This window comes from Klenkia taihuensis (genome assembly GCF_900112525.1).
Taxonomy (GTDB): domain Bacteria; phylum Actinomycetota; class Actinomycetes; order Mycobacteriales; family Geodermatophilaceae; genus Klenkia; species Klenkia taihuensis.
The window spans coordinates 255,068-275,748 of the sequence record NZ_FOMD01000004.1; the positions used below are offsets into that span (position 1 = coordinate 255,068).

Consider the following 20,681-nt stretch of genomic DNA (forward strand, 5'->3'; position numbering starts at 1 on the left):
CGGGCGCTCGGCACACCACCACGGCGGCGGCGCGACATCCCTGGTGAGGGAGCCGGCCCGTGGCACCCTGCCGCCGTGGACGCGCACGTGTGGCTGGGCCTGGGCGGGGCCCTGCTCGGGCTGCCGTTGGGCCACGCCCTGAACGTCGCTGCCCAGCAGCTCGTCGCCCGCCGGCCCGACGCCGCGGAGCTGCTGCCCGGTGACCGGCTGGTGCGCCGCACCGCCGTCCGGCCGCCCTGGGTCGAGCTGGGCACCGCCGCCCTGCTCGCGGTCGTCGCCGTCCGGGTCGGGCCCTCGCCGCTGCTGCCCGCCTGGCTCTGGCTGGCCGGGTGGGCGGTGCTGCTGACCGTGGTGGACCTGCAGCACAAGCTCCTGCCGAACCGGGCGCTGCTCCCCGCGACGGCGGGCTCGGCGGTGCTGCTGACCGGGGCCGCGGTGGTCACGGGGGACTGGCCGGCCCTGCTGCGCGCGGTGCTCTCCGCCGTGGCCCTCGGCGTCGTCCTCTACCTGATGGCGCTCGTGACGCCGAACGGGCTGGGTCTGGGCGACGTCAAGCTCGGGCCCCTGCTGGGCCTGCACCTGGGGTGGCTCGGGGTGGCCGCGGTGTTCCTCGGGGTGTTCCTCGGCTTCGTCGTGCAGGCCGTGCTCGCCCTCCTGCTGCTGGCCGCCCGCCGCGTCACCACCGACACGCAGCTGCCGTTCGGGCCCGCCCTGCTCGCCGGGACCCTGGTCGCCGGTCTGCTGACGCTGGGCTGACGCCGACCGGTTCCGGCACCGGCGCGGGACGAAACCCCAGCTCAGCGGTGGTTCACCCCTCGGGGGGAGACCCGGGGAACTCTGCTCCACCTCGGTTGCCCGCAACCCGATGTGCACCCTGCAGCCGCACCCAGGACCACCGTGGTCCGCCCGGGTGACGGCCACCCGGAGGAGCACGACATGACCCACCTGTTCCAGACCCTCTTCGCCCTGACCGTCACCGCCGGCGACCGCATCGAGGCCCACCTGGCCGACCTCAGGGCCCGCGAGACCGGCGCCAGCGCCGTCGAGTACGCCCTGCTCGTCGGCGCGCTGGTCGCCGCGATCGCTGCCGGCCTGGCCGTCTTCGGGCCGAAGCTGCAGGCCGCCATCAGCGGCATCCGGGTCAACTGACCCGGCCGGTGTTCTCCGGTCCCGGCCGGCGGCGCACGCCGTCGCCGGCCGGCCCGGCCCACCGTCCCCACCTGATCCCCGTCCGATCCCCGAGAGGAGCAGTCCCGTGGTGCACGCCCTGACCCGCACCGCCCGCCGCCTGGCCGGCGAGCGCGGCGCCTCGGCCGTCGAGTTCGCCCTCGTCGCCCCGCTGCTGATCGCGCTCCTGTTCGGCATGGCCTCCACGGCCCGGGCCTTCCAGATCCAGGCCGGGGTCTCCGGCGCGGCCCGCGAGGCCGCCCGCACCCTGGCCATCACCAACGACGTCGGCCAGGCCCGCTCGGTCGCCGTCGACGCCGCCGCCAACCAGTCGGTCCAGCTCGGCAGCGGGTCGGTCAGCATCACGCCGACCACCTGCAGCGGCCAGCCGGCCGGCACGAACGTGCGGGTCACGATCGTGTACCGCTACCAGCCGTTCGGCCCGTTCAACGACGGGCTGGCCCTGGACATCACCAGCAAGGCGGTCATCCGGTGCGGCGCGTGAGCCGGCCCCGGTGGGCCCGGCTGCGCGGCCGGGACGGCGAGCGGGGCGGCATCGCCGTCGCGACGGCCCTGCTGCTCCCGGTCTTCATCGGCCTCGCTGCCCTCGCCGTCGACACCGCCGGTGTCTGGGCCGCCCGCCAGCAGGTCGTCAACGGCGCCGACGCCGCCGCCCTCGCCGTCGCCACCGACTGCGCCGCCGGCAACTGCGGTGACATCAAGCCCACCGCCGAGTCCTACTTCTTCGCCAACAACGAGGCGGCCAAGCTGGCCGACCTCAAGGCCGGCTCCGGCTGGATCTACGTCGACGGGCGGCAGATCCGGGCGACCGGCACCTGGCTCATCCGCCACTTCTTCGCCGGCGCGTGGGGGTCACCCACCGGCTCGCTGTCGGTCGAGTCGACCGCCGCGTGGGCACCGGTCGCCTCGTCGACATCCGGTGTCGGCCTCGCCGTGTCCTGGTGCACCTTCCGTGCGGCGGGTCCGGTGAACAGCGGCAGCACCGTGCGCATCGACCTCTCCGCCCAGCCGTCCGGTACCTGCACCGGCCCGACCGGGGGCTCCACCACCGCCGGCTCGATGTGGACGACGACCTCCGCCGGATCGGTGTGCGGCACGACCGCCGCCGTCGAGTCGTCGGTCACCCAGTACCAGCCGACCAGCTCCCGCCCGTCGGGGTGCACCTCCACCTACCTGTCCGGACTCGTGGGCCGCACGGTCGACGTCCCGGTGTGGAGCTCGGTGTCCGGCCGGTCCGCGCAGGTCTACGGATGGGCCTCCCTCCGGGTGACCGCGGTGGACGCGACCTCCCTGAGCGGCCGCTTCGTGTACCGGCCCCGGCAGGTCGGCGATGCCACCCCGCCGCCCACCACCGCCCCCGACCTCGGGGCCCGCGCCGTCTTCCTGACCGACCCGTCCACCTGGACCGGGGCCCGGTGCCAGGACGGCGCCACCACCTGCTGACCAGCCCGACCCCACCCACCACCGAAGGAACCCCATGTCCCGCCGAATCGTCGCCGCCGTCGCGGCAGTCCTGCTGGCCGCCGCCGGTGCCTGGGTGGTCCTGACCTACGTCGGGTCCGCCGAGAGCCGGGCACAGGCGGGCGAGGAGCTCTCGCCGGTGCTGGTCGTCACGGCCCAGGTGCCCACCGGCACCCCGGTCGAGGACCTGGCCGACTCGGTGCGGGTCGAGCAGGTGCCCCAGCGGCTCGTCGCCCCGGGTGCCGTGTCCGACCTGTCCGCCCTCGACGGCCTGGCCACCACCGCGGCGCTGCTGCCCGGCGAGATGCTGCAGACGGGGCGGTTCGCCGACCCGGCGGCCGTGCGCGCCGACGGGTCCCTGCCCACCCCCGACGGGCTCGTCGAGGTCAGTGGCAGCTTCGACACCCAGCGGGCCGGCGGCGGCACCCTCGTCCCCGGTGACAAGGTCGGGATCACCCTCACCTCCCAGGACGCCGGGTCCACCGGGCTGACCTCCTACAGCACTTTCCGGGTGCTGCACGACGTCCTGGTCACCCGGGTCACCGCCCCGGCCGACCCCGCCACGGGCACCTGGACCGTCACCGTGGCGGTCAGCCAGGAGGACGCCTCCACCGTCGTCCTCGGCCTGTCCGCCCAGGCGGTCTGGCTCTCCCTCGAGTCCGACGAGGGCACCGGTTCCACCACCTCCAGCACCACCTCCGTCGCGATCACGGGAGACGACCAGTGAGCACCGTCCTGACCATCGGCGTCGGCGCCGAGCTCGTCCAGCGCTTCGCCACCGCGTGCGACGGCGACGTCGTCGCCCTCGGCGTCGAGGCCCTGGACGCCGACGGCGGGCTGTTCGCCCGCGTCGTCGAGGCCGGTTCGCCCGGTGTCACCGTCCTCGGGCCCGACGTCCCGGAGGAGCGCGCACTGGCCCTGGCCACCCGCGCCGACGTCCTCGCCACCCCGACCTGCATCGTGATGGCGACGAACTCCACCGACCCGGACCTCTGGATGCGGGCCATGCACGCCGGCGTCCGCGACCTGCTGACCGCCGATGCCCACCAGGACCACGTCGACGGCGTGGTCTCCCGCGGCGCCGAGTGGGCCTCCGCCCGCCGGGACGCACTGCGCGAGACCTCCGGCGACCGCGGCCACCGCGTCATCGTCGTCGGCTCGGCCAAGGGCGGGGTCGGCAAGACCACCGTCTCCACCAACCTCGCCGTCGGCCTGGCCCGCTCCGGGGTCGGCTCGACGGTCCTGGTGGACCTCGACGTCCAGTTCGGCGACGTGGCCAGCGCTCTCGGCCTCGCGCCCGAGTACACGCTGCCCGACACCGTGCACGGGGCGGCCTCCACCGACCCGCTGGTGCTCAAGAGCTTCCTGACCCGGCACGAGAGCGGCCTCTACGTCGTGGCCGGCAGCGACTCGCCGGCCGCGGGGGACGCGGTCACCGCGGAGCAGGTCGCCCGGCTGGTCGACACCCTGTCCCAGGAGTTCCGGCACGTGGTCGTCGACACCGCCCCGGGTCTGTCCGACCACACCCTGGTGACCCTGGAGCGGGCCACCGACCTGGTGCTCATGAGCTCGATGGACGTCCCGGGCGTGCGCGGCATGCGCAAGGAGCTGGACGTGCTCACCGAGCTGCACCTGGTGCCGCGCAACCGGCACCTGCTGCTGAACGGCTCCGACGCCGCGGGTGGCCTGAACCTGGCCGACATCGAGGCCACCCTCGGCGCCCCGCTGGACATCGTGCTGTCGCGCAGCAACACCGTGCCGCTGTCGACCAACACCGGTGTGCCGTTGCTGGCGGGCCAGAGCAAGGACCAGGTCGCCCGCGGCCTCCAGACGCTGGTGTCCCGCTTCCTGCCCGAGTCCGAGCCCAAGCGCGGTGTCCTCGGCCGGCTCCGGGTCGGTGCCCGATGAGGCTCGTCGACCGCATCGCCTCCGCGCGGGGCGAGGACGCGCTCGGGCCGGACCCGGTGCGGTTGGCCCGCCAGGCCCCGGCGGACGCCGAGGTCGCGACGCTGTCGGCCCGCGCGGCGCAGGTGCAGCCGGTCGAGGACCTGGCCGCCCGGTTCGTGCAGTCCGAGGCGCCCGGTCACACCGGGGACGGCCTCACCGCGCTCCGTGCACGGGCCACCCAGGCGCTGTTCGACCGGCTGGGCAGCAAGCTCTCCAGCGGGGACATCCCCGAGGAGCAGCTGCACCGCCTGGTGAACTCCGAGCTGCAGCGCGTGGTCGCCAACGACCCCACGCCGCTCTCGGACGCCGACCGCCGCCGGCTGATCACCGAGGTCACCGACGAGGTGCTCGGCTACGGCCCGCTGCAGCCGCACCTGGACAACCCCGACGTCACCGAGATCATGGTCAACGGGCCGGACTCGGTCTACGTCGAGCGCAGCGGCCGGCTGGTCCGCACCGCGTCCACGTTCTCGTCGGAGGAGCACCTGCGCCGGGTCATCGAGCGCATCGTGTCCCGCGTCGGGCGCCGCATCGACGAGTCCTCGCCGATGGTCGACGCCCGGCTGGCCGACGGTTCGCGCGTCAACGCGGTCATCCCGCCGCTGGCGTTCGGCGGGTCGTCGCTGACGATCCGCAAGTTCGCCCGCACCCCGCTGGGGATCGGCGACCTCATCTCCTACGGCACGCTGAGCCCGGAGATGGCCGAGCTGCTGCGCGCCTGCGTGGAGGCCCGGTTGAACATCATCGTCTCCGGCGGCACCGGCACCGGGAAGACGACGCTGCTCAACGTGCTGTCCTCCTTCATCCCGGAGAACGAGCGGATCATCACCATCGAGGACGCCGTGGAGCTGCAGCTGCAGCAGGAGCACGTCGTCCGGCTCGAGTCCCGGCCCCGCAACATCGAGGGCCGCGGCGAGATCTCGATCCGTGAGCTGGTCCGCAACTCGCTGCGCATGCGGCCCGACCGCATCGTCGTCGGCGAGGTCCGCGGCGGGGAGAGCCTGGACATGCTGCAGGCGATGAACACCGGTCACGACGGCTCGCTGTCCACCGTGCACGCCAACACCCCGCGCGACGCCATCGCCCGCCTGGAGACCCTGGTGCTCATGGCCGGCATGGACCTGCCGCTGCGCGCCGTGCGCGAGCAGGTGACCTCGGCCGTCGACCTGGTCGTGCAGATCTCCCGGCTGCGCGACGGCACCCGCCGGATCACCCACGTCACCGAGGTCCAGGGCATGGAGGGCGACACGGTGACGATGCAGGACGCGTTCCTCTTCGACCACTCCGCCGGGTCCGACCTCAACGGCCGCCTCCTGGGGAAGGCCGTCCCCACCGGCGTGCGGCCGCGGTTCGTCGAGCGCTTCGCCGACATGGGGGTCTCGGTCTCCGCCCGCGTGTTCGCCGCGCCGGCCGCCTCGCCGGGGCGTCGGCCGATGTCCGCCGGGCGGGTCTGATGCCCGCCGTCGTCTGGGCCGGCGCCGTCGCCGTGGCTCTGGCCCTCGCGATCGCGGTGCTCGTCCTCGGCAACCCGAAGCAGTCCGTCTCCCGCAACCGGTTGGTCGTGGGTGGCGCCGTCGTCCCCGACCGCCGGGCCACCACGGCGGGGGAGACCGTCGCGCTCGCGCAGCGGGTGCTGCTCCGGGTCGACCCGGCCAACCGGCTCCCCGTCGCCCTGGAGCTGGCCGGGCTGCAGATCAAGGCACCCGACCTGCTGGTCGTCGGTGCCGTCGCCTCGCTGACCGGTGCCCTGCTGGGCGCCGTCCTCGGCGGGGTGGCGCTGGCCGTGCTCCTCCTCGTGGGTGCGCCCCTGGGCATCTTCGTGGTCCTGCGGGTGCGCACCGACCGCCGTCGGCGGGCCTTCGCCGAGCAGCTCGACGACGCCCTCCAGCTGATGGCCAGCAGCCTGCGTGCCGGGCACAGCCTGCTGCGCGCCGTCGACGCCGTGTCCCGCGACACCCAGGCCCCGATGTCGGTGGAGTTCGCGCGCGTGGTCAACGAGGCACGCGTCGGCCGCGACCTCGGCGAGGCCCTCGACGAGGTCGCCGACCGCACCGGCAGCGACGACTTCCGCTGGGTCGTGCAGGCCATCGAGGTGCACCGCGAGGTCGGCGGCAACCTCGCGGAGGTGCTCGACCGGGTCGGCGAGACCCTCCGCGACCGCGCGCAGCTCTTCCGCCAGGCCCGCGCCCTGTCGGCCGAGGGTCGGACGTCGGCCATCGTGCTGCTGGTCATGCCCTTCGCGGTCGGCGCGATCATCTCCGTCACCGCGCCCGCCTACCTCGCGCCGCTGTTCTCCACCGTCACCGGCTTCGTGATGCTCGGTGTCGCCGCCGGCCTGATGGTCGTGGGCGCCCTCTGGCTCCGCTCGATCGTGAAGGTCAGGTTCTGATGTCCCCGCTGCTCGCGGCCGCCTCGGTCGCCGTCGTCCTGCCGCTGGCCCTCGGCGCCTACGCCGTGCTGGGCACCCAGGGCCGACAGCTGGCCATCGCGCACCGCAACCTGACCCGGGGGCTGAGCACCAGCGCACCCATCGCCGGGTCGCTGGAGTCCCGCGGCAACGGGCGCACCGCGTTCCTGCGCACCGTCACCCCCGAGCGGGAGGCCCGGCGGGTCCGCACCCTGCTCCAGCGTGCCGGTTCACCAGCCGGCTGGACGATGACCCGGGTGCTGTCGGCCAAGCCGCTGCTGGCCATCGGCACGGGTCTGGTGACGCTGCTCGCGGCCGCCGGTGAGGCCGGTGCCCTGTGGGTGGTGGTGCTGGCCGCCGCGGCCCTGGGTTCCTACTGGCTGCCCGACGCGGTCCTGCGCAGCCGTGGTGACCAACGCCAGACCGAGCTGGCCCGTGAGCTGCCCGACGTGCTGGACCAGATGACCATCTCCGTGGAGGCCGGTCTCGGCTTCGAGGCCTCGATGAACTGGGTGGCCAACCACGGCAAGGGGATCCTGGCCGAGGAGTTCCGCCGCACCATGGCCGACATCAACGTCGGGCGGTCGCGCCGGGACGCCTACGCCGGCCTGGTCGCCCGCGCCGGGGTGGAGGACCTGCGCCGCTTCGTCGCGGCGATCAACCAGGCCGACAGCTACGGCATCGCCGTGTCCGACGTGCTCAAGGTGCAGGCCGGCGAGATGCGCATCAAGCGTCGGCAGCGGGCCGAGGAGAAGGCCATGAAGGTGCCGGTGAAGGTCTCCTTCCCGCTGATGCTCTGCATCCTCCCCGCCCTGCTGATCGTGGTGCTCGGCCCGGCCATCCTGTCGATCGGCGACGTGCTGGGCTGACCTGCCGGACCTAGGGTCGGCCGCATGACCTCCACGCAGCCGCCCAGCCCCGAGGCGCGGGCCAACGTCACCGAGCACAACGTGGACACGAGGGCGGAGCTGCTGCCCGAGGAGGAGTCCGCCGGCGGCAGCGACGACGCCCGCGGCCAGGCGGCGGCGATCCTCGCCGAGTCCGAGGAGCGCACCCTGCACCCGGACGCGGACGAGGGCGGCCACCGCACGTCGGCCGAGACCGCCTGAGGCGGTGCGCCACCGGCACGCCGTCCAGCTGCGCTGGTCCGACGCCGACCTGTACGGCCACGTCAACCACGCCCGCGCGCTCAGCCTGCTCGAGGACGCCCGTCTCGTGATGGGCTCCGACGGCACGCACGCCCCGCCGATCATCCTGGCCCGCCTCGAGGTCGACTACCGCCGGCAGCTCCGCTACCGGGCGGGCGAGTCCGTCGACGTCGACAGCTGGGTGACCCGGCTGGGCGGCAGCTCGGTCACCGTCCGGCAGGACCTGCACCAGGACGGCGAGGTGGCGATCAGCGTCGTCGCCGTCCTCGTGCACGTCGAGGACGATGCCTCGCGGCCGATGACCGACGCCGAGCGGGCGCACTGGGCGACGTTCTCCGACGACGCAGCCGGGTAGGAGCGCCCGCATGCCGAAGACGACGAAGAGCGGGAAGGTCATCGAGGACGAGCTGCCCAGCACCCTGCAGCGCTCCGACGACAAGGCCAAGGACACCTACGCGCAGGCCCACGACAGCGCGCTGGACACCTACGACGGCGACGAGCAGGCCGCGAACCGGGTGGCGTGGGGCGCGGTCAAGCACACCCACGAGAAGGTCGGGGACCACTGGGAGCCCAAGGACCACAAGGGGCCCTCCGACGAGCAGTCCGCCCACGGCAACCGGGACACCGACCTGGGCACCTCGGGCGGTGTGGACGAGAACGCCATCAAGGAGCACCTGTACGAGCGGGCGCAGGAGCTCGACGTGGAGGGCCGGTCGACGATGACCAAGGACGAGCTGGTCGACGCCCTGGAGAAGGCCAACGACCGCGAGACCCGGGAGGCTAGAGGAGAATGAGCCGGGTCTGCCGGTCGTCGAGGTAGTCGACCCCGGCGGCGGTCAGCGCGATGCCCTGCTCCAGGGCCATCCGCACGACCTGGCCGCCCCACTCGGCCACCGGCACCCGCACGCACAGCTCCAGTGCCCAGGTGGTGTCGGTGTGGACGACGGCCTGCCCGGTGCCGGGCACCCCGCCCTGCGCGTCCCACATGCCGATCGCCGGGCCCGCGCCGTGGCCGTGGTGGCCCACCGGGTGGGAGTAGACGTCGCCGTCGATGCCCTCGGCCGCGGCGCCGGCCCGCGCCGCGGCGAGCACCTCGTCGCCCGTCCGCCCGGGCACCATCGCGCCGGTGACCAGGTCCTGCATCCGGTTGCCCACCGCGTGCGCGGCGACCAGCCCGGCAGGGGGCGCGGTCTCTCCCGGGCGCAGCACGTAGGCGTTGCGCTGGGTGTCGGTGGTCAGCCCCAGCGTGCGCAGGCCGACGTCGCAGTGCACCAGGTCGCCGGGCTCGACGACCAGGTCCTCGTGCACGCCCGGCAGCCCGGCGCGCTGCACGTCGACGGTCGGCTGGAACCACGGGTCGACGCCCAGGTCGTGGAAGCGCTGCCGGATCCACCACGCGACGTCCAGCGCCGTCGTCGTCCCCGGGGTGACCACGGCCCGGGAGAACGCCTCGTCGATCGTGGTGTGCACCAGCGCGTTCATCGCGTGCTGCGCGGCGACCTCCTCGGGCAGCCGGGTCTCCAGCCAGCGCACCGCCAGCTCCTCCGCGGGCACCACCCGCTCCGCCCAGGGCCCGAGCGCGGCCAGCAGCTGCTCGTGGTCGGTGTGGGACAGGCCGTCGGCGTGCGCGAACGTCGCCGACACGTCGATGCCGATGCGCTGCGGGGCGGCGTCGTCGACCGCGCGCCGCACGGCGGCCCACTGCGCGTCCCCCTGGGTGGCGGCGGGGTCGTCGTCCTCGGGCCGCCAGGCCGACCGGAACACCCCGACCGGGTAGCGCGCCACGGCCAGGGCGTCGACGCCGCCGGCGGTGCGGTGCAGCAGCAGCACGGTGCGTCGCCGGGCCGACAACCAGGTGGCCGGCAGCATCGTGGAGAGCACCGGGTCCTCGTGGTACTCCCGCCCGACCAGCACCCAGAGGTCGATCCCGGCGTCGTCCATCCAGCCCGGCAGCAGCGCGGTGAGCCGGTGTGCCAGCCAGCGGTCGCGGACCTCGGCCTGCTCGCGGAGGGGGAGGGGCACCTGCTGGAGGGTCGCCGTCATGGCCCGATCAGACCAGACGCGCAGCCCTCAGCTACCGCCCACCCGGGGCCGGGGGACGACGGGGTCGGCCAGCTCCACGCGGTCGCGGCCGGCCTGCTTGGCCGTGTACATCGCCAGGTCGGCCCGGTCGATGAGCTTGCGGACGGCGTCCTGCGGGTCGTCGTCGGGGTGCGGCCCGGCCAGGGCCACCCCGACCGAGGCGGTGACCGGGTGCAGCCGGTGACCCGCCCGCTGCACCGCGGCGCGCAGCCGCTCGCCCAGCTGCCGGGCGTCGGCGGCGCCGTGCACCAGGCCCAGCACGACCATCTCCTCGCCGCCGGTGCGGGCGAGCACGTCGGCCGGGCGGACGGCGCCGGTGAGCGCGGTGGCGACCGCCTGCAGCACGGCGTCGCCGGCGGCGTGCCCGTGCTCGTCGTTGAGCTCCTTGAACCGGTCGAGGTCGAGGACGAAGGCGGCCACCGACGCCCCGTCGCGCTGGGCCTGCCGCCACAGCCGGTCGCCGCCCGCCACCAGCGACCGGCGGTTGGCCAGGCCGGTGAGCGGGTCGGTGGAGGACAGCCGCTCGGTGTCGGCCAGCAGCCGCTGCACCTGGCGGCGCAGCCAGACCACCCCGAGGGTGGTGACGTCGAGGATCACCGACTGCACGACCACCTGGACGGCGAGCGCACCGGGGTCGTCGAAGCTGGCCTGCAGCGCCACCCAGCAGGCCAGCGGGACCACGCCCAGGTGCACCCGGAGCAGCCAGCCGTCGAGGAACCAGGCGGCGGAGAAGGCGCAGAACAGCAGCATCAGCGGCGGGGCGTACCGCATCGGGTCGGTGATCGAGAGCGCCACGACCACGTAGACCAGGTCGCCCACCAGCACCAGCGAGGCCACGAAGCGGGGGCCCAGCCGGTCGCGGACCCGGACGACGACGGCCAGCACCACCAGCAGCGCCATCGTCCCGGCGTAGACCCACCGGGTACCGCCCGGGCGCAGCACGCCGTCCACGAGCAGGTTGAGCGAGCCCAGCCCGGCACCCACGAGCAGCAGGGCGGCGATGAGCCGGGCCGCGGTGCGCCCGTCTGCCCGGCCGGGACCGCGCACCAGCCACCGGCGGCTGTCGGTGGTGGTCGGTGCGGCGGGCACGCGGGCAGTGTGCCCCACGGCACCGCCGCCCCCGCACCGGTCGCCGCCGGGCGGGACCCGGCGACCGGTGCCACGCTGGCCGGGCACCGCGCATGCGGGCCGCCGCAACCGAGGGGAGAGGGTGCAGATGGCCGACGGACCGTGGTTCTGGTGCCTGAAGGACAACGCCGTGGAGGGCCCCGAGGGGTGCGCCGAGCGGCACCGGCTCGGGCCGTTCGCGACCCGCGAGGAGGCCGAGCACGCGCTGGAGAAGGTCGCCGAGCGCAACGAGAAGGCCGACGCCGAGGACCGCGCCTGGGACCGGGGCGAGCGCAGCAGCTGAGCGGGGCATGATCACCGCCGGGGTCCGCTTCGAGCTGGGGGAGACGACGTGACGGAGAGCAGCGCGGTGGGACGGCCCGTCGGCGAGCTGGTGGTCGGGGTGCTGGGCGGCACCGGCCCCCAGGGCCGGGGCCTGGGCGTGCGGTGGGCCGCGGCCGGGCAGCGGGTGCTGCTGGGCTCGCGGGACGCCGACCGGGCGCAGGAGGTCGCCGACCAGGTGGCGGCCCGGGCGACCGCGGCGTCCGGTGGCGCCGAGGTGTCGGTGCGCGGCGGGTCCAACCAGGACGTCGCCGGCGCGGCCGACGTGGTGGTCGTGGCCGTGCCCTACGCCGGGCACGCGGAGCTGCTGGCGGAGCTCGCGCCGGTGCTGGCCGGCAAGGTCGTCGTCGACTGCGTCGTGCCGATGGGCTGGGACGAGCTCGGTGCCTACGTGCTCGACGTCCCCGAGGGCAGCGTCACCCAGCAGGCCGCGGCCCTGCTCCCCGACAGCCTGGTGGTCGGTGCGTTCCACCACCTGTCGGCGGTGTCGCTGGAGGACCTGTCGCACCCGACGCTGGAGGGCGACGTCATGGTGGTCGGCGACGACCGCGGCGCGATGGACCTGGTGCAGGCCCTCGCCGGGCAGCTGCCGGGCCTGCGCGGGGTCTACGCCGGCCGGCTGCGCAACGCCCGCCAGGTCGAGGCGCTGACCATCAACCTGGTCTCGGTGAACCGCCGGTACAGGACCCACGCCGGCGTCCGGGTGACCGGCGTCTGACGACCGGGGACGACGTCCGCACGGAGGCCGTCGTCCCGCTCAGAGGACCTTGACGCAGACGCCCGGCAGGACCAGGTGCAGGGTGTAGCCGGTGGGGCAGGACCCACCGGCCACCAGGGCGATGTCGGCGACCGACGCGGTCGGGGCCGCGACGCCGACCGACGCGGTGACGCCGGTCGCGGCCGTCGGGGCGGCGACGCCCACGCCGGCGGTGACGCCGACACCGGCGGTCGGGGCGGTGACCCCGACGCCCGCGGTCACGCCGACGTCCGCGGTGGGCGCGGCGACACCGACGCCGGCGGTGCTGCCCACGCCCGCGGTCGTGCCGACCCCGGCGGTGACGCCGACGCCGGCGGTGCTGCCCTGCGCGGCGGTCGGAGCGGTGCCGGCGACCGGTGCGGTGTCGGCGGTGGGGGCCGCCGTCCCGACGGCTGCGGTGGGGGCGGCCGTGCCGGTCGACGCGGTCTCGGCGGTCGGGGCCGCGGCGGCGGTCTCCGCGGTCGCGGCGACGGGCGCGGTGCCCGGGTCGCCGGGGGCCGCGTTGGCGGCCACGCCGCCCACGACGGCAGCCAGGAAGACGACGCCCGAGGCGACGCCGATGACTGCGGTGCGGTCGATCTTCACGGTCCTGCTCCTCCGGGGTCGGTCCTGTCCCGGGGAGTGTCGGCATTGCGGACGGTCCTGTTCAGCTGAACCACCCGCAAGGGTCAGAAGCTGTGCTCCGGCCCGGGGAACGCGCCGCTGCGCACCTCGGCGGCGTACTCCTGCGCCGCGCGCAGCAGCTCGCCGCGCAGGTCGGCGTACTTCTTCACGAACCGTGGCACCCGCCCGCCGTTGAGCCCGGCCATGTCCGGCCACACCAGCACCTGGGCGTCGCACCCCACCCCGGCGCCGATGCCGACGGTGGGCACGGCCAGCTCGGCGGTCACCCGGGCGGCGACGTCGGCCGGCACCATCTCCAGCACGACGGCGAAGGCCCCCGCGTCGGCGACCGCGCGGGCGTCGGCCAGCACCTGGTCGGCGGCGTCGCCGCGGCCCTGCACCCGGAACCCGCCCAGCGCGTGCTCGGACTGCGGGGTGAACCCGACGTGCCCCATGACCGGGATGCCGTTCTCGGACAGCAGCCGCACCTGCGGGGCCACCCGGGCGCCGCCCTCGAGCTTGACCGCCTGCGCGCCGCCCTCCTTCATCATCCGCACCGCGGTGGCGAAGGCCTGCTCGGGCGAGGCCTCGTAGGACCCGAACGGCAGGTCGGCCACGACCAGCGCACGCGACGTCGAGCGGGTGACCGCCTTGGTGAAGACCAGCAGGTCCTCCACGGTGACCGGCACGGTGGAGGAGTGGCCGAGCACCACGTTGCCCGCCGAGTCCCCGACCAGCAGCACCGGGATGCCTGCCTCCTCGAAGACCCGCGCGGTGTAGGTGTCGTAGGCGGTGAGCATCGCCCACCTGTCGCCGTCGGCCTTGGCCTGCTGCAGGTGGTGGATGCGCACCCGGGCGGTGGGGGAGCCCCCGCCGTAGAGGACCGGCTCGGAGCTGGGGGCGGAGGACGACGACGGCGTGGTCACGGCGCCCATCCTGCACCGGCCCCCCGTGGGTGACACCTGACAACCCCGGAGCGCGACGTCGTCGTCCCTGGACGCGGCGGAGGCGCCCCCGGGGCAGTGCGCACTGGTTGCATACCGGCACCACCACCTGCCGAGCCGAGGTCGCCATGCCCGTCCGCCACCGCTGCGCCCCGTTCGCCCTGCTGCTCGTGGTGCTCGCCGGCTGCCAGTCAGGCGTGGACGGCGGGCAGGCCGCCGCACCCGCCACCACCGCGGCACCCACCACGGCCGCGCCGGTGCCGGCCGCGGTGATCAGCACGGACCCGCCGCTGGGCTCGACCGGCGTGGACCCGGTGACGCCGCTGCGGGTGCTCGCCGGGCACGGGACGCTCACCGCGGTCACCGTCACCGCCGAGGACGGCACCCCGCTGCCCGGCGCGCTGGACCCCGCCGCCGGCACCTGGACCGCCGCGGCCGACCTGGGCTACGGCACCACCTACGCCGTGCAGGCCACCGCCACCGACGCCGCCGGCCGCACCAGCACCGCCTCGGGCACGGTCGGCACCGTCACCCCCCGCACGCTCACCATGCCGACGGTCTTCCCGGACGCGGACACCCCGGTGGTGGGTGTGGGCCAGCCGGTCTCGATCACCTTCGACGAGGACGTCACCGACCGGGCCGCCGTCGAGCGCCGGCTGTCGGTGGTGACCACGCCGCACGTCGACGGGTCGTGGTCCTGGCTGTCCGACCGCACCGTGCACTACCGGCCCGCCGCCTACTGGCCCGCGCACACCCACGTCGTCGTGGACGCCGACCTCTACGGCGTGGACGTCGGCGACGGCGTCCACGGCCAGGCCAGCAAGCACGTGGAGTTCGACGTCGGCCCGAAGAAGGTCGGCGCCGTCGACGCCACCGAGCACGTGCTGCGCCTCTACGTCGACGACCAGCTGGTGCAGACGATGCCGACGTCCCTGGGCAAGCCCTCGAGCCCCACGCCGTCCGGCACGTACGTGGTGATGCAGCAGTCCCGGCACTACACGATGGACTCCTCGACCTACGGCGTGCCGATCGACGCCCCGGGCGGCTACCGGACCGACGTGGAGTACGCCTCCCGGCTGTCGAACTCCGGCATCTTCGTGCACGCGGCGCCGTGGTCGGTGGGCCAGCAGGGGTACCGCAACGTCTCGCACGGCTGCCTCAACGTCTCGACGGCGGACGCGGGCTGGTTCTACGAGAACTTCGGCCGCGGCGACGTCGTCGAGGTCAGCAACGCCGGCCCGCGGCTCGCGGGGTCCGACGGGTTCGGCGACTGGAACGTGGGCTGGGACGAGTGGGTCGCGGGGTCGGCGCTGCACCCCGGCGTGTGACCGGCCACCCCGACGGGGCAGGCTCCCGGGTGTCGTAACCGAGCCGACACGACCGGGAGACAGGATGCCCAGCATGGACCGCCAGCAGGAGTTCGTCCTGCGCACCCTGGAAGAGCGCGACATCCGGTTCGTCCGGCTGTGGTTCACCGACGTGTCGGGCTACCTCAAGGCCGTCGCCGTGGCCCCCGCCGAGATCGAGGCGGCGTTCGCCGAGGGCATCGGGTTCGACGGCTCGGCGATCGAGGGCTTCGCCCGGGTCTACGAGTCCGACATGCTCGCCAAGCCCGACCCGGGCACCTTCCAGGTGATGCCCTCGGCCAAGGGCGGGGCGAGCGAGACCGCGCGGATGTTCTGCGACATCACGCTGCCCGACGGCAGCCCCGCGTGGGCCGACCCGCGGCACGTGCTGCGCCGGGCCCTGGGCAAGGCCGCGGACATGGGGTTCACCTTCTACACCCACCCCGAGATCGAGTTCTTCCTGCTCAAGGACCTGCCCGACGACGGCACCCCGCCCACCCCGGCCGACACCGGCGGCTACTTCGACCTGTCCACGCACAACGTGGCGCACGACTTCCGCCGCGAGGCCGTCTTCGCGCTCGAGGCGATGGGCATCTCGGTGGAGTTCAGCCACCACGAGGTCGCGCCCGGCCAGCAGGAGATCGACCTGCGCTACGCCGACGCGCTGTCGATGGCCGACAACATCATGACCCTGCGGCACGTGGTGCGGGAGGTCGCGCTGGCCCAGGGCGTGCACGCCACCTTCATGCCCAAGCCGTTCACCGACCTGGCCGGCTCGGCGATGCACACCCACCTGTCGCTGTTCGAGGGCGACCGCAACGCCTTCCACGACGCCGGCGACCCGATGCGCCTGTCGACCACGGGCAAGCAGTTCATCGCCGGCCTGCTCAAGCACGCCCGCGAGGTCACCGCCGTCACCAACCAGACGGTGAACTCCTACCGCCGCCTGCTCGCCGGCACCGAGGCGCCCACCGCCGCGACCTGGGGCAAGGCCAACCGCTCGGCGCTGGTGCGGCTGCCCTCCTACAAGCCGTCCAAGGCCAACTCCGCCCGCGTCGAGGTGCGCTCGCCCGACAGCGCCTGCAACCCCTACCTCACCTTCGCCGTGCTGCTCGCGGCCGGTCTCAAGGGCATCGAGGAGGGCTACGAGCTCCCGCCGGAGGCCGAGGACGACGTCTGGTCGCTCACCGACACCGAGCGCCGCGCCGCCGGCTACGAGGACCTCCCGGTGAGCCTGGGCGAGGCGCTGACCGCCATGGAGGGCAGCGACCTGGTCGCCGAGACCCTCGGCGAGCACGTGTTCGAGTTCTTCCTGCGCAACAAGTGGGAGGAGTTCAACTCCTACCGCCGCAACGTCACGCCCTTCGAGCTCCAGCGCTACCTGCCCGGGCTCTAGAGAAGGACCCCCTCGCCCCCCCCCACGACGCGCTCCGCACACCGCGGGTCCCTGCGAGGGGGCCGGTCCGACCGGAATCTAGGCTTTCTGGCGTGACCCGTCTGCTCGTCGTCGTCCCGTCCGACACCGACCCGCCGGCCCGGCTGGGGGAGTGGCTCGCCGACGCCGGCCTCGAGCTCGACGAGCGGCACCTGGACGCCGGCGACGAGGTGCCCGCCGACCTGTCCGGGCACGACGGCCTGCTGGTGCTCGGCGGCCCCCAGTCCTCCCTGGACGAGGGGGCCACCGAGCTCGCCCCGGTGCGCGACCTGCTGGCGCAGGCCGCCGCCGACGACGTGCCGACCCTGGCCATCTGCCTGGGCGCCCAGCTGCTGGCCCAGGCCGCCGGCGGGTCCACGCGGGTGCGGCCGGCCGGTCCCGAGGTCGGCGCCACCCTGGTCGCCCGCCGCGACGCCGCCGAGACCGACCCGGTGTTCGCCGGCGTCCCGCTCTCGCCCGACGTGGTCGCCTGGCACCACGACGAGGTCGAGCGGCTGCCCGACGGTGCCGTGCTGCTGGCCGCCAACCCGGTGTGCGACGTCCAGGCCTACCGCCTGGGGACGGCGGTCTACGGGCTGCAGTTCCACATCGAGACCACCCCGGAGATCGCCGCGTCCTGGGCCGCGCACGACCCGGTGGGCGTCGCGGCCAGCGGCCTGGACGTCGAGGAGATCAGCGACCGCGCCGCCGCCGCGCACCCCGACCTGGCCGAGGTCTGGGCGCCGTTCGCCGGCCGGTTCGCCGACGTCGTGCACGCCCGCGCCCGCACGTGACCGACCCGGTCGAGGTCCCGCGCCGCGCCGTCGTCCGGCTGGTCCGGCTCGGCTTCGAGGACGGCGAGCGGGTCGCCCGCACGCTCGCCTCGCCGGAGCTGGGCCTGTGGGACCTGGCGACCAACGAGCCGGCCGACCCCGAGGCCGCGCCGGTGGTGTCCGCGCTGGCCCGCGCCGGTGACCCCGACCTCGCCGTCCTCACCCTGGCCCGGCTCGTGGAGGCCCTCGACCGCGAGGACCCCGGCGGCGAGCTGGCCGCGCACCTGCTCGCCCGGCTGCGCGGCTCGGCCAACCTCCGCGGGCAGCTGCTCGCCGTCCTGGGGGCCAGCGCCGGCCTGGACGACCACCTGGTCGCCCACCCCGAGGACTGGACCGTGCTCGACACCGACGACGGCCCGGTGCGCCCGACGCCGCTGTCGCTGGAGCGCCAGATGCTGCGCGCGGTCGGCGCCGACCCCGACGACCCGCCGTGGGGCGTGGGCCTGGGCACCCCGGCACCGGACGCCGACCTCTCCCGCGTGCGCGACCTGCGCCGGGCCTACCTGCGCGCGGTGCTCTCGGTCGCCGGCCGCGACCTGGGCGGCGGGCTCAGCGCCGACGAGGTGGCCGGCGAGCTCGCCGACCTGGCCGGCGCGGTGCTGGTCGCCGGGCTGGCGCTGGCCGTCGCCGACCAGCCGCCGGGCGCCCCGCACTGCCGGATCGCGGTGATCGGGCTGGGCAAGTGCGGCGGCCGGGAGCTCAACTACGTCAGCGACGTCGACGTCGTGTTCGTCGCCGAGCCGCTGGACGGCAGCGACGACGCCGAGGCCACCGCCACCGCGGCCAAGGTGTGCGCCACGCTGATGCGGGTCTGCCGCGAGGCCGCCTGGGAGGTCGACGCCGCGCTGCGCCCGGAGGGCAAGGCCGGGCAGCTGGTGCGGACGCTGGCCGGGCACGTCGCCTACTACGAGCAGTGGGCCAGCACGTGGGAGTTCCAGGCGCTGCTGAAGATGCGCGGCGTGGCGGGGGACCCGTCGCTGTGCCGGGAGTACGTCGACGCGCTGTTCCCGCTGGTCTGGAAGGCCGGCGACCGGCCCGGCTTCGTCGCCGAGGTGCAGGCGATGCGCCGCCGGGTCGAGTCGCTCATCCCGCCGGCCCAGGCCGGCCGGGAGCTCAAGCTCGGGCGCGGCGGGCTGCGCGACGTCGAGTTCAGCGTGCAGCTGCTGCAGCTGGTGCACGGCCGGGTGGACATCACGCTGCGCACCGGCGGCACCCTGCCGGGGCTGCTGGCGCTGTCGGTCGGCGGGTACGTCGGTCGCGAGGACGCCGTGACCCTGGCCGCGTCCTACCGCTTCCTGCGCACCGTGGAGCACCGTCTGCAGCTGCTCCGGCTGCGCCGCACCCACCTGCTGCCCACCGACGAGGTGCAGCTGCGCTGGCTGGCCCGCTCGCTGGGCTACAAGCCCGACCACCGCGGGGACGCCGTCGCCGTGCTGCGGGCCGAGCTCGCGCTGCACACCCGCGAGGTGCGGCGGATCCACGAGAAGCTGTTCTACCGGCCCCTGCTGTCGGCGGTGGCCCGGGTGCCCGGCGAGCAGCTGGCCCTGGGGCCCGAGGCGGCCGGGGCCTGGCTGCGGGCGCTGGGCTTCGCCGACCCCGACGGCGCGCTGCGGCACCTGGCGGCGCTGACCGGCGGGGTGTCGCGGTCGGCGTCCATGCAGCGCTACCTGCTGCCGGTGGTGCTGCAGACCCTGGCCTCGGCGGCCGACCCCGACGCCGGGCTGCTGGCCTACCGGCAGGTGTCGGAGGCCCTCGGCGGCAACCAGTGGTTCCTGCGGCTGCTGCGCGACGAGGGCCAGGTCGCCGAGCGGCTGGCGCTGCTGCTCGGGTCCTCGCAGTACGTCGCCGGGCTGCTCACCCGCACCCCCGAGGCGCTGCGGCTGCTGGCCCGCGACGAGGAGCTGGTGCCCCGCCCGGCGGCCGCGCTGACCTCGGCCTGGCGGCAGTCGGTGGCCCGTGCGGGCGACGCGGCCGAGGGCGTGCGGGTGCTGCGCGGGCTGCGCCGCACCGAGCTGCTGCGGATCGCCTGCGCCGACCTGCTGGGCCAGCTCGACGTCGTCGGGGTCGGGGTGGCGCTGCGCGACGTCGCCGTCGCCACCCTGGAGGCCGGCCTGGACGCCGCGGTGCGCAGCTGGGCCGCCGAGGCCAAGGTGCCCGCCGACCAGGTGCCGGTCGACCTGGCGGTCATCGGGATGGGCCGGCTCGGCGGCCGGGAGATGAGCTACGGCTCGGACGCCGACGTGCTCTTCGTGCACCGGGTGCGTGCGGGCGCCGACGAGTCGCGGGCGGCCGCGGCGGCCAACCAGGTCGCGCACGCGCTCCGCCGGCTGCTGGCCGAGCCGGCGCCGGACCCCGCGTTCGAGGTCGACGCCAACCTCCGCCCCGAGGGCCGGCAGGGGTCGCTGTCGCGCAGCCTGTCGGCGTTCGCGGAGTACTACCAGCGGTGGGTGTCGGTGTGGGAGGTGCAGGCCCTGCTGCGCGCCGAGCCGGTGGCCGGCGACGCCGAGCTGGGCCGGGAGTTCTGCGCCCTGGTCGACCCGCTGCGCTGGCCCGCCGAGGGGCTCACCGACGCCCAGGTCGCCGAGATCCGCCGGATCAAGGCGCGGGTGGAGAGCGAGCGGCTGCCGCGCGGTGCCGACCCGGCCACGCACACCAAGCTCGGCCGCGGCGGGCTGGCCGACGTGGAGTGGACCGTGCAGCTGCTGCAGCTCCAGCACGCGCACGACCACCCCGCCCTGCAGGTCACCACGACGGTCGACGCGCTGGTCGCCCTCGGCGGCGCGGGCCTGCTGCCGGCCGAGGACGTCGCCGCGCTGCGGGACGCCTGGGAGCGGGCCAGCCGCGCGCGCAACGCCGTCTTCCTGGTGCGCGGCCGCCCCGGGGACCAGCTGCCGCGGCCGGGCCTGGAGCTGTCCGGGGTGGCGCGGGCCAGCGGCTACCCGGCCGACGCCGACCCCGGCGAGTTCGTCGACGACTACCGCCGGGCCACCCGGCACGCCCGATCGGTGGTCGAGCGCGTCTTCTACGGCCGCGCCGACGACTGAGCGCCCGCACCGCGGGGGACCGGCCGGCGGGGTTGAGGCCCCGCGGCGCCGGGCAGGG

General features: G+C 75.2%; 22 protein-coding genes. 18 read left to right on the forward strand and 4 right to left on the reverse strand.

Annotated features, from left to right (window positions below; genetic code table 11):
* Window positions 1-75: 75 nt before the first annotated feature.
* The 12 genes from BM158_RS17150 (at window position 76) to BM158_RS17205 (ending at window position 8,945) form a co-directional block, all read left to right on the forward strand.
* A complete protein-coding gene (locus BM158_RS17150) occupies window positions 76-756 on the forward strand; it encodes a prepilin peptidase (protein WP_229827814.1) in 681 nt (226 codons plus the stop codon).
* Between the two features lie 180 nt (window positions 757-936).
* Window positions 937-1,149 carry a Flp family type IVb pilin gene (locus tag BM158_RS17155; protein WP_091563270.1) on the forward strand — a complete coding sequence of 71 codons (213 nt, stop codon included), beginning with the start codon at window positions 937-939 and terminating at the stop codon, window positions 1,147-1,149.
* Between the two features lie 106 nt (window positions 1,150-1,255).
* Window positions 1,256-1,672: a TadE/TadG family type IV pilus assembly protein gene (locus tag BM158_RS17160; RefSeq protein ID WP_165628995.1), complete on the forward strand. Its 417-nt coding sequence runs from the start codon at window positions 1,256-1,258 to the stop codon at window positions 1,670-1,672.
* The gene (locus BM158_RS21400) at window positions 1,669-2,631 is read left to right on the forward strand and encodes a pilus assembly protein TadG-related protein (RefSeq protein ID WP_165628997.1); all 963 of its coding nucleotides are present in this window, start codon (window positions 1,669-1,671) and stop codon (window positions 2,629-2,631) included. Before BM158_RS17160 ends, BM158_RS21400 begins: the two co-directional genes overlap by 4 nt.
* Before the next feature lie 34 nt (window positions 2,632-2,665).
* Window positions 2,666-3,376, forward strand: a complete 711-nt coding sequence (gene cpaB, locus BM158_RS17170; RefSeq protein ID WP_091562178.1) for a Flp pilus assembly protein CpaB — start codon at window positions 2,666-2,668, stop codon at window positions 3,374-3,376.
* The gene (locus BM158_RS22745; RefSeq protein ID WP_091562181.1) at window positions 3,373-4,557 is read left to right on the forward strand and encodes a CpaE/TadZ family protein; all 1,185 of its coding nucleotides are present in this window, start codon (window positions 3,373-3,375) and stop codon (window positions 4,555-4,557) included. Before cpaB ends, BM158_RS22745 begins: the two co-directional genes overlap by 4 nt.
* A complete protein-coding gene (locus BM158_RS17180; RefSeq protein WP_091562185.1) occupies window positions 4,554-6,050 on the forward strand; it encodes a TadA family conjugal transfer-associated ATPase in 1,497 nt (498 codons plus the stop codon). The genes BM158_RS22745 and BM158_RS17180 overlap by 4 nt, the downstream gene beginning before the upstream one ends.
* Complete coding sequence (locus BM158_RS17185) at window positions 6,050-6,985, forward strand: type II secretion system F family protein (protein WP_091562189.1); 936 nt, start codon at window positions 6,050-6,052, stop codon at window positions 6,983-6,985. The genes BM158_RS17180 and BM158_RS17185 overlap by 1 nt, the downstream gene beginning before the upstream one ends.
* Window positions 6,985-7,872, forward strand: a complete 888-nt coding sequence (locus tag BM158_RS17190) for a type II secretion system F family protein (protein ID WP_091562192.1) — start codon at window positions 6,985-6,987, stop codon at window positions 7,870-7,872. Before BM158_RS17185 ends, BM158_RS17190 begins: the two co-directional genes overlap by 1 nt.
* A 24-nt stretch (window positions 7,873-7,896) precedes the next feature.
* Window positions 7,897-8,112 (forward strand): hypothetical protein, encoded by a 216-nt coding sequence (locus BM158_RS17195; RefSeq protein ID WP_091562195.1) that lies wholly within the window; start codon window positions 7,897-7,899, stop codon window positions 8,110-8,112.
* A gap of 4 nt (window positions 8,113-8,116) precedes the next feature.
* Entirely contained in the window at window positions 8,117-8,506 is a 390-nt protein-coding gene (locus BM158_RS17200) for an acyl-CoA thioesterase (RefSeq protein ID WP_091562199.1), read from the forward strand.
* Between the two features lie 10 nt (window positions 8,507-8,516).
* Window positions 8,517-8,945: a ChaB family protein gene (locus BM158_RS17205; protein WP_091562202.1), complete on the forward strand. Its 429-nt coding sequence runs from the start codon at window positions 8,517-8,519 to the stop codon at window positions 8,943-8,945.
* Here BM158_RS17205 and BM158_RS17210 read toward each other — a convergent pair.
* Window positions 8,932-10,173, reverse strand: coding sequence for a M24 family metallopeptidase (locus BM158_RS17210; protein ID WP_229827813.1), 1,242 nt, complete (start codon window positions 10,171-10,173; stop codon window positions 8,932-8,934). The genes BM158_RS17205 and BM158_RS17210 overlap by 14 nt on opposite strands.
* Window positions 10,174-10,221: 48 nt before the next feature.
* Window positions 10,222-11,322, reverse strand: a complete 1,101-nt coding sequence (locus BM158_RS17215; protein WP_229827812.1) for a GGDEF domain-containing protein — start codon at window positions 11,320-11,322, stop codon at window positions 10,222-10,224.
* A 127-nt stretch (window positions 11,323-11,449) separates the two neighbouring features.
* Here BM158_RS17215 and BM158_RS17220 point away from each other — a divergent pair, with 127 nt between their 5' ends.
* Together BM158_RS17220 and npdG are read left to right on the forward strand one after the other, a co-directional pair.
* Window positions 11,450-11,644, forward strand: a complete 195-nt coding sequence (locus tag BM158_RS17220; protein ID WP_091563275.1) for a hypothetical protein — start codon at window positions 11,450-11,452, stop codon at window positions 11,642-11,644.
* 48 nt (window positions 11,645-11,692) lie between these two features.
* A complete protein-coding gene (gene npdG / locus BM158_RS17225) occupies window positions 11,693-12,400 on the forward strand; it encodes an NADPH-dependent F420 reductase (RefSeq protein ID WP_229827811.1) in 708 nt (235 codons plus the stop codon).
* 39 nt (window positions 12,401-12,439) lie between these two features.
* On the opposite strand, the gene BM158_RS17230 is transcribed toward npdG, so the two are convergent.
* Entirely contained in the window at window positions 12,440-13,024 is a 585-nt protein-coding gene (locus tag BM158_RS17230; RefSeq protein ID WP_091562210.1) for a hypothetical protein, read from the reverse strand.
* Between the two features lie 83 nt (window positions 13,025-13,107).
* A complete protein-coding gene (gene panB, locus BM158_RS17235; protein ID WP_229827810.1) occupies window positions 13,108-13,968 on the reverse strand; it encodes a 3-methyl-2-oxobutanoate hydroxymethyltransferase in 861 nt (286 codons plus the stop codon).
* A gap of 146 nt (window positions 13,969-14,114) precedes the next feature.
* On the opposite strand from panB, the gene BM158_RS17240 reads away from it, so the two are divergent.
* From BM158_RS17240 to BM158_RS17255, 4 genes are all read left to right on the forward strand, one after another.
* Window positions 14,115-15,314: a L,D-transpeptidase gene (locus tag BM158_RS17240; protein ID WP_091562220.1), complete on the forward strand. Its 1,200-nt coding sequence runs from the start codon at window positions 14,115-14,117 to the stop codon at window positions 15,312-15,314.
* A 73-nt stretch (window positions 15,315-15,387) separates the two neighbouring features.
* A complete protein-coding gene (locus tag BM158_RS17245) occupies window positions 15,388-16,728 on the forward strand; it encodes a glutamine synthetase family protein (RefSeq protein WP_091562223.1) in 1,341 nt (446 codons plus the stop codon).
* A 92-nt stretch (window positions 16,729-16,820) separates the two neighbouring features.
* Window positions 16,821-17,540: a type 1 glutamine amidotransferase gene (locus BM158_RS17250; RefSeq protein ID WP_091562227.1), complete on the forward strand. Its 720-nt coding sequence runs from the start codon at window positions 16,821-16,823 to the stop codon at window positions 17,538-17,540.
* The gene (locus BM158_RS17255; protein ID WP_091562231.1) at window positions 17,537-20,623 is read left to right on the forward strand and encodes a bifunctional [glutamine synthetase] adenylyltransferase/[glutamine synthetase]-adenylyl-L-tyrosine phosphorylase; all 3,087 of its coding nucleotides are present in this window, start codon (window positions 17,537-17,539) and stop codon (window positions 20,621-20,623) included. The genes BM158_RS17250 and BM158_RS17255 overlap by 4 nt, the downstream gene beginning before the upstream one ends.
* The last annotated feature ends 58 nt before the right edge of the window (window positions 20,624-20,681 follow it).

Bases quoted from the DNA above. Each gene is read 5' to 3' on its own strand.
- BM158_RS17220 (WP_091563275.1), top strand. From the start codon at position 11,450: ATGGCCGACGGACCGTGGTTCTGGTGCCTGAAGGACAACGCCGTGGAG.
- BM158_RS17155 (WP_091563270.1), top strand. From the start codon at position 937: ATGACCCACCTGTTCCAGACCCTCTTCGCCCTGACCGTCACCGCCGGC.
- BM158_RS17190 (WP_091562192.1), top strand. From the start codon at position 6,985: ATGTCCCCGCTGCTCGCGGCCGCCTCGGTCGCCGTCGTCCTGCCGCTG.
- BM158_RS17185 (WP_091562189.1), top strand. From the start codon at position 6,050: ATGCCCGCCGTCGTCTGGGCCGGCGCCGTCGCCGTGGCTCTGGCCCTC.
- BM158_RS17195 (WP_091562195.1), top strand. From the start codon at position 7,897: ATGACCTCCACGCAGCCGCCCAGCCCCGAGGCGCGGGCCAACGTCACC.
- BM158_RS17180 (WP_091562185.1), top strand. From the start codon at position 4,554: ATGAGGCTCGTCGACCGCATCGCCTCCGCGCGGGGCGAGGACGCGCTC.
- BM158_RS17240 (WP_091562220.1), top strand. From the start codon at position 14,115: ATGCCCGTCCGCCACCGCTGCGCCCCGTTCGCCCTGCTGCTCGTGGTG.
- cpaB (WP_091562178.1), top strand. From the start codon at position 2,666: ATGTCCCGCCGAATCGTCGCCGCCGTCGCGGCAGTCCTGCTGGCCGCC.
- BM158_RS17205 (WP_091562202.1), top strand. From the start codon at position 8,517: ATGCCGAAGACGACGAAGAGCGGGAAGGTCATCGAGGACGAGCTGCCC.
- BM158_RS17245 (WP_091562223.1), top strand. From the start codon at position 15,388: ATGGACCGCCAGCAGGAGTTCGTCCTGCGCACCCTGGAAGAGCGCGAC.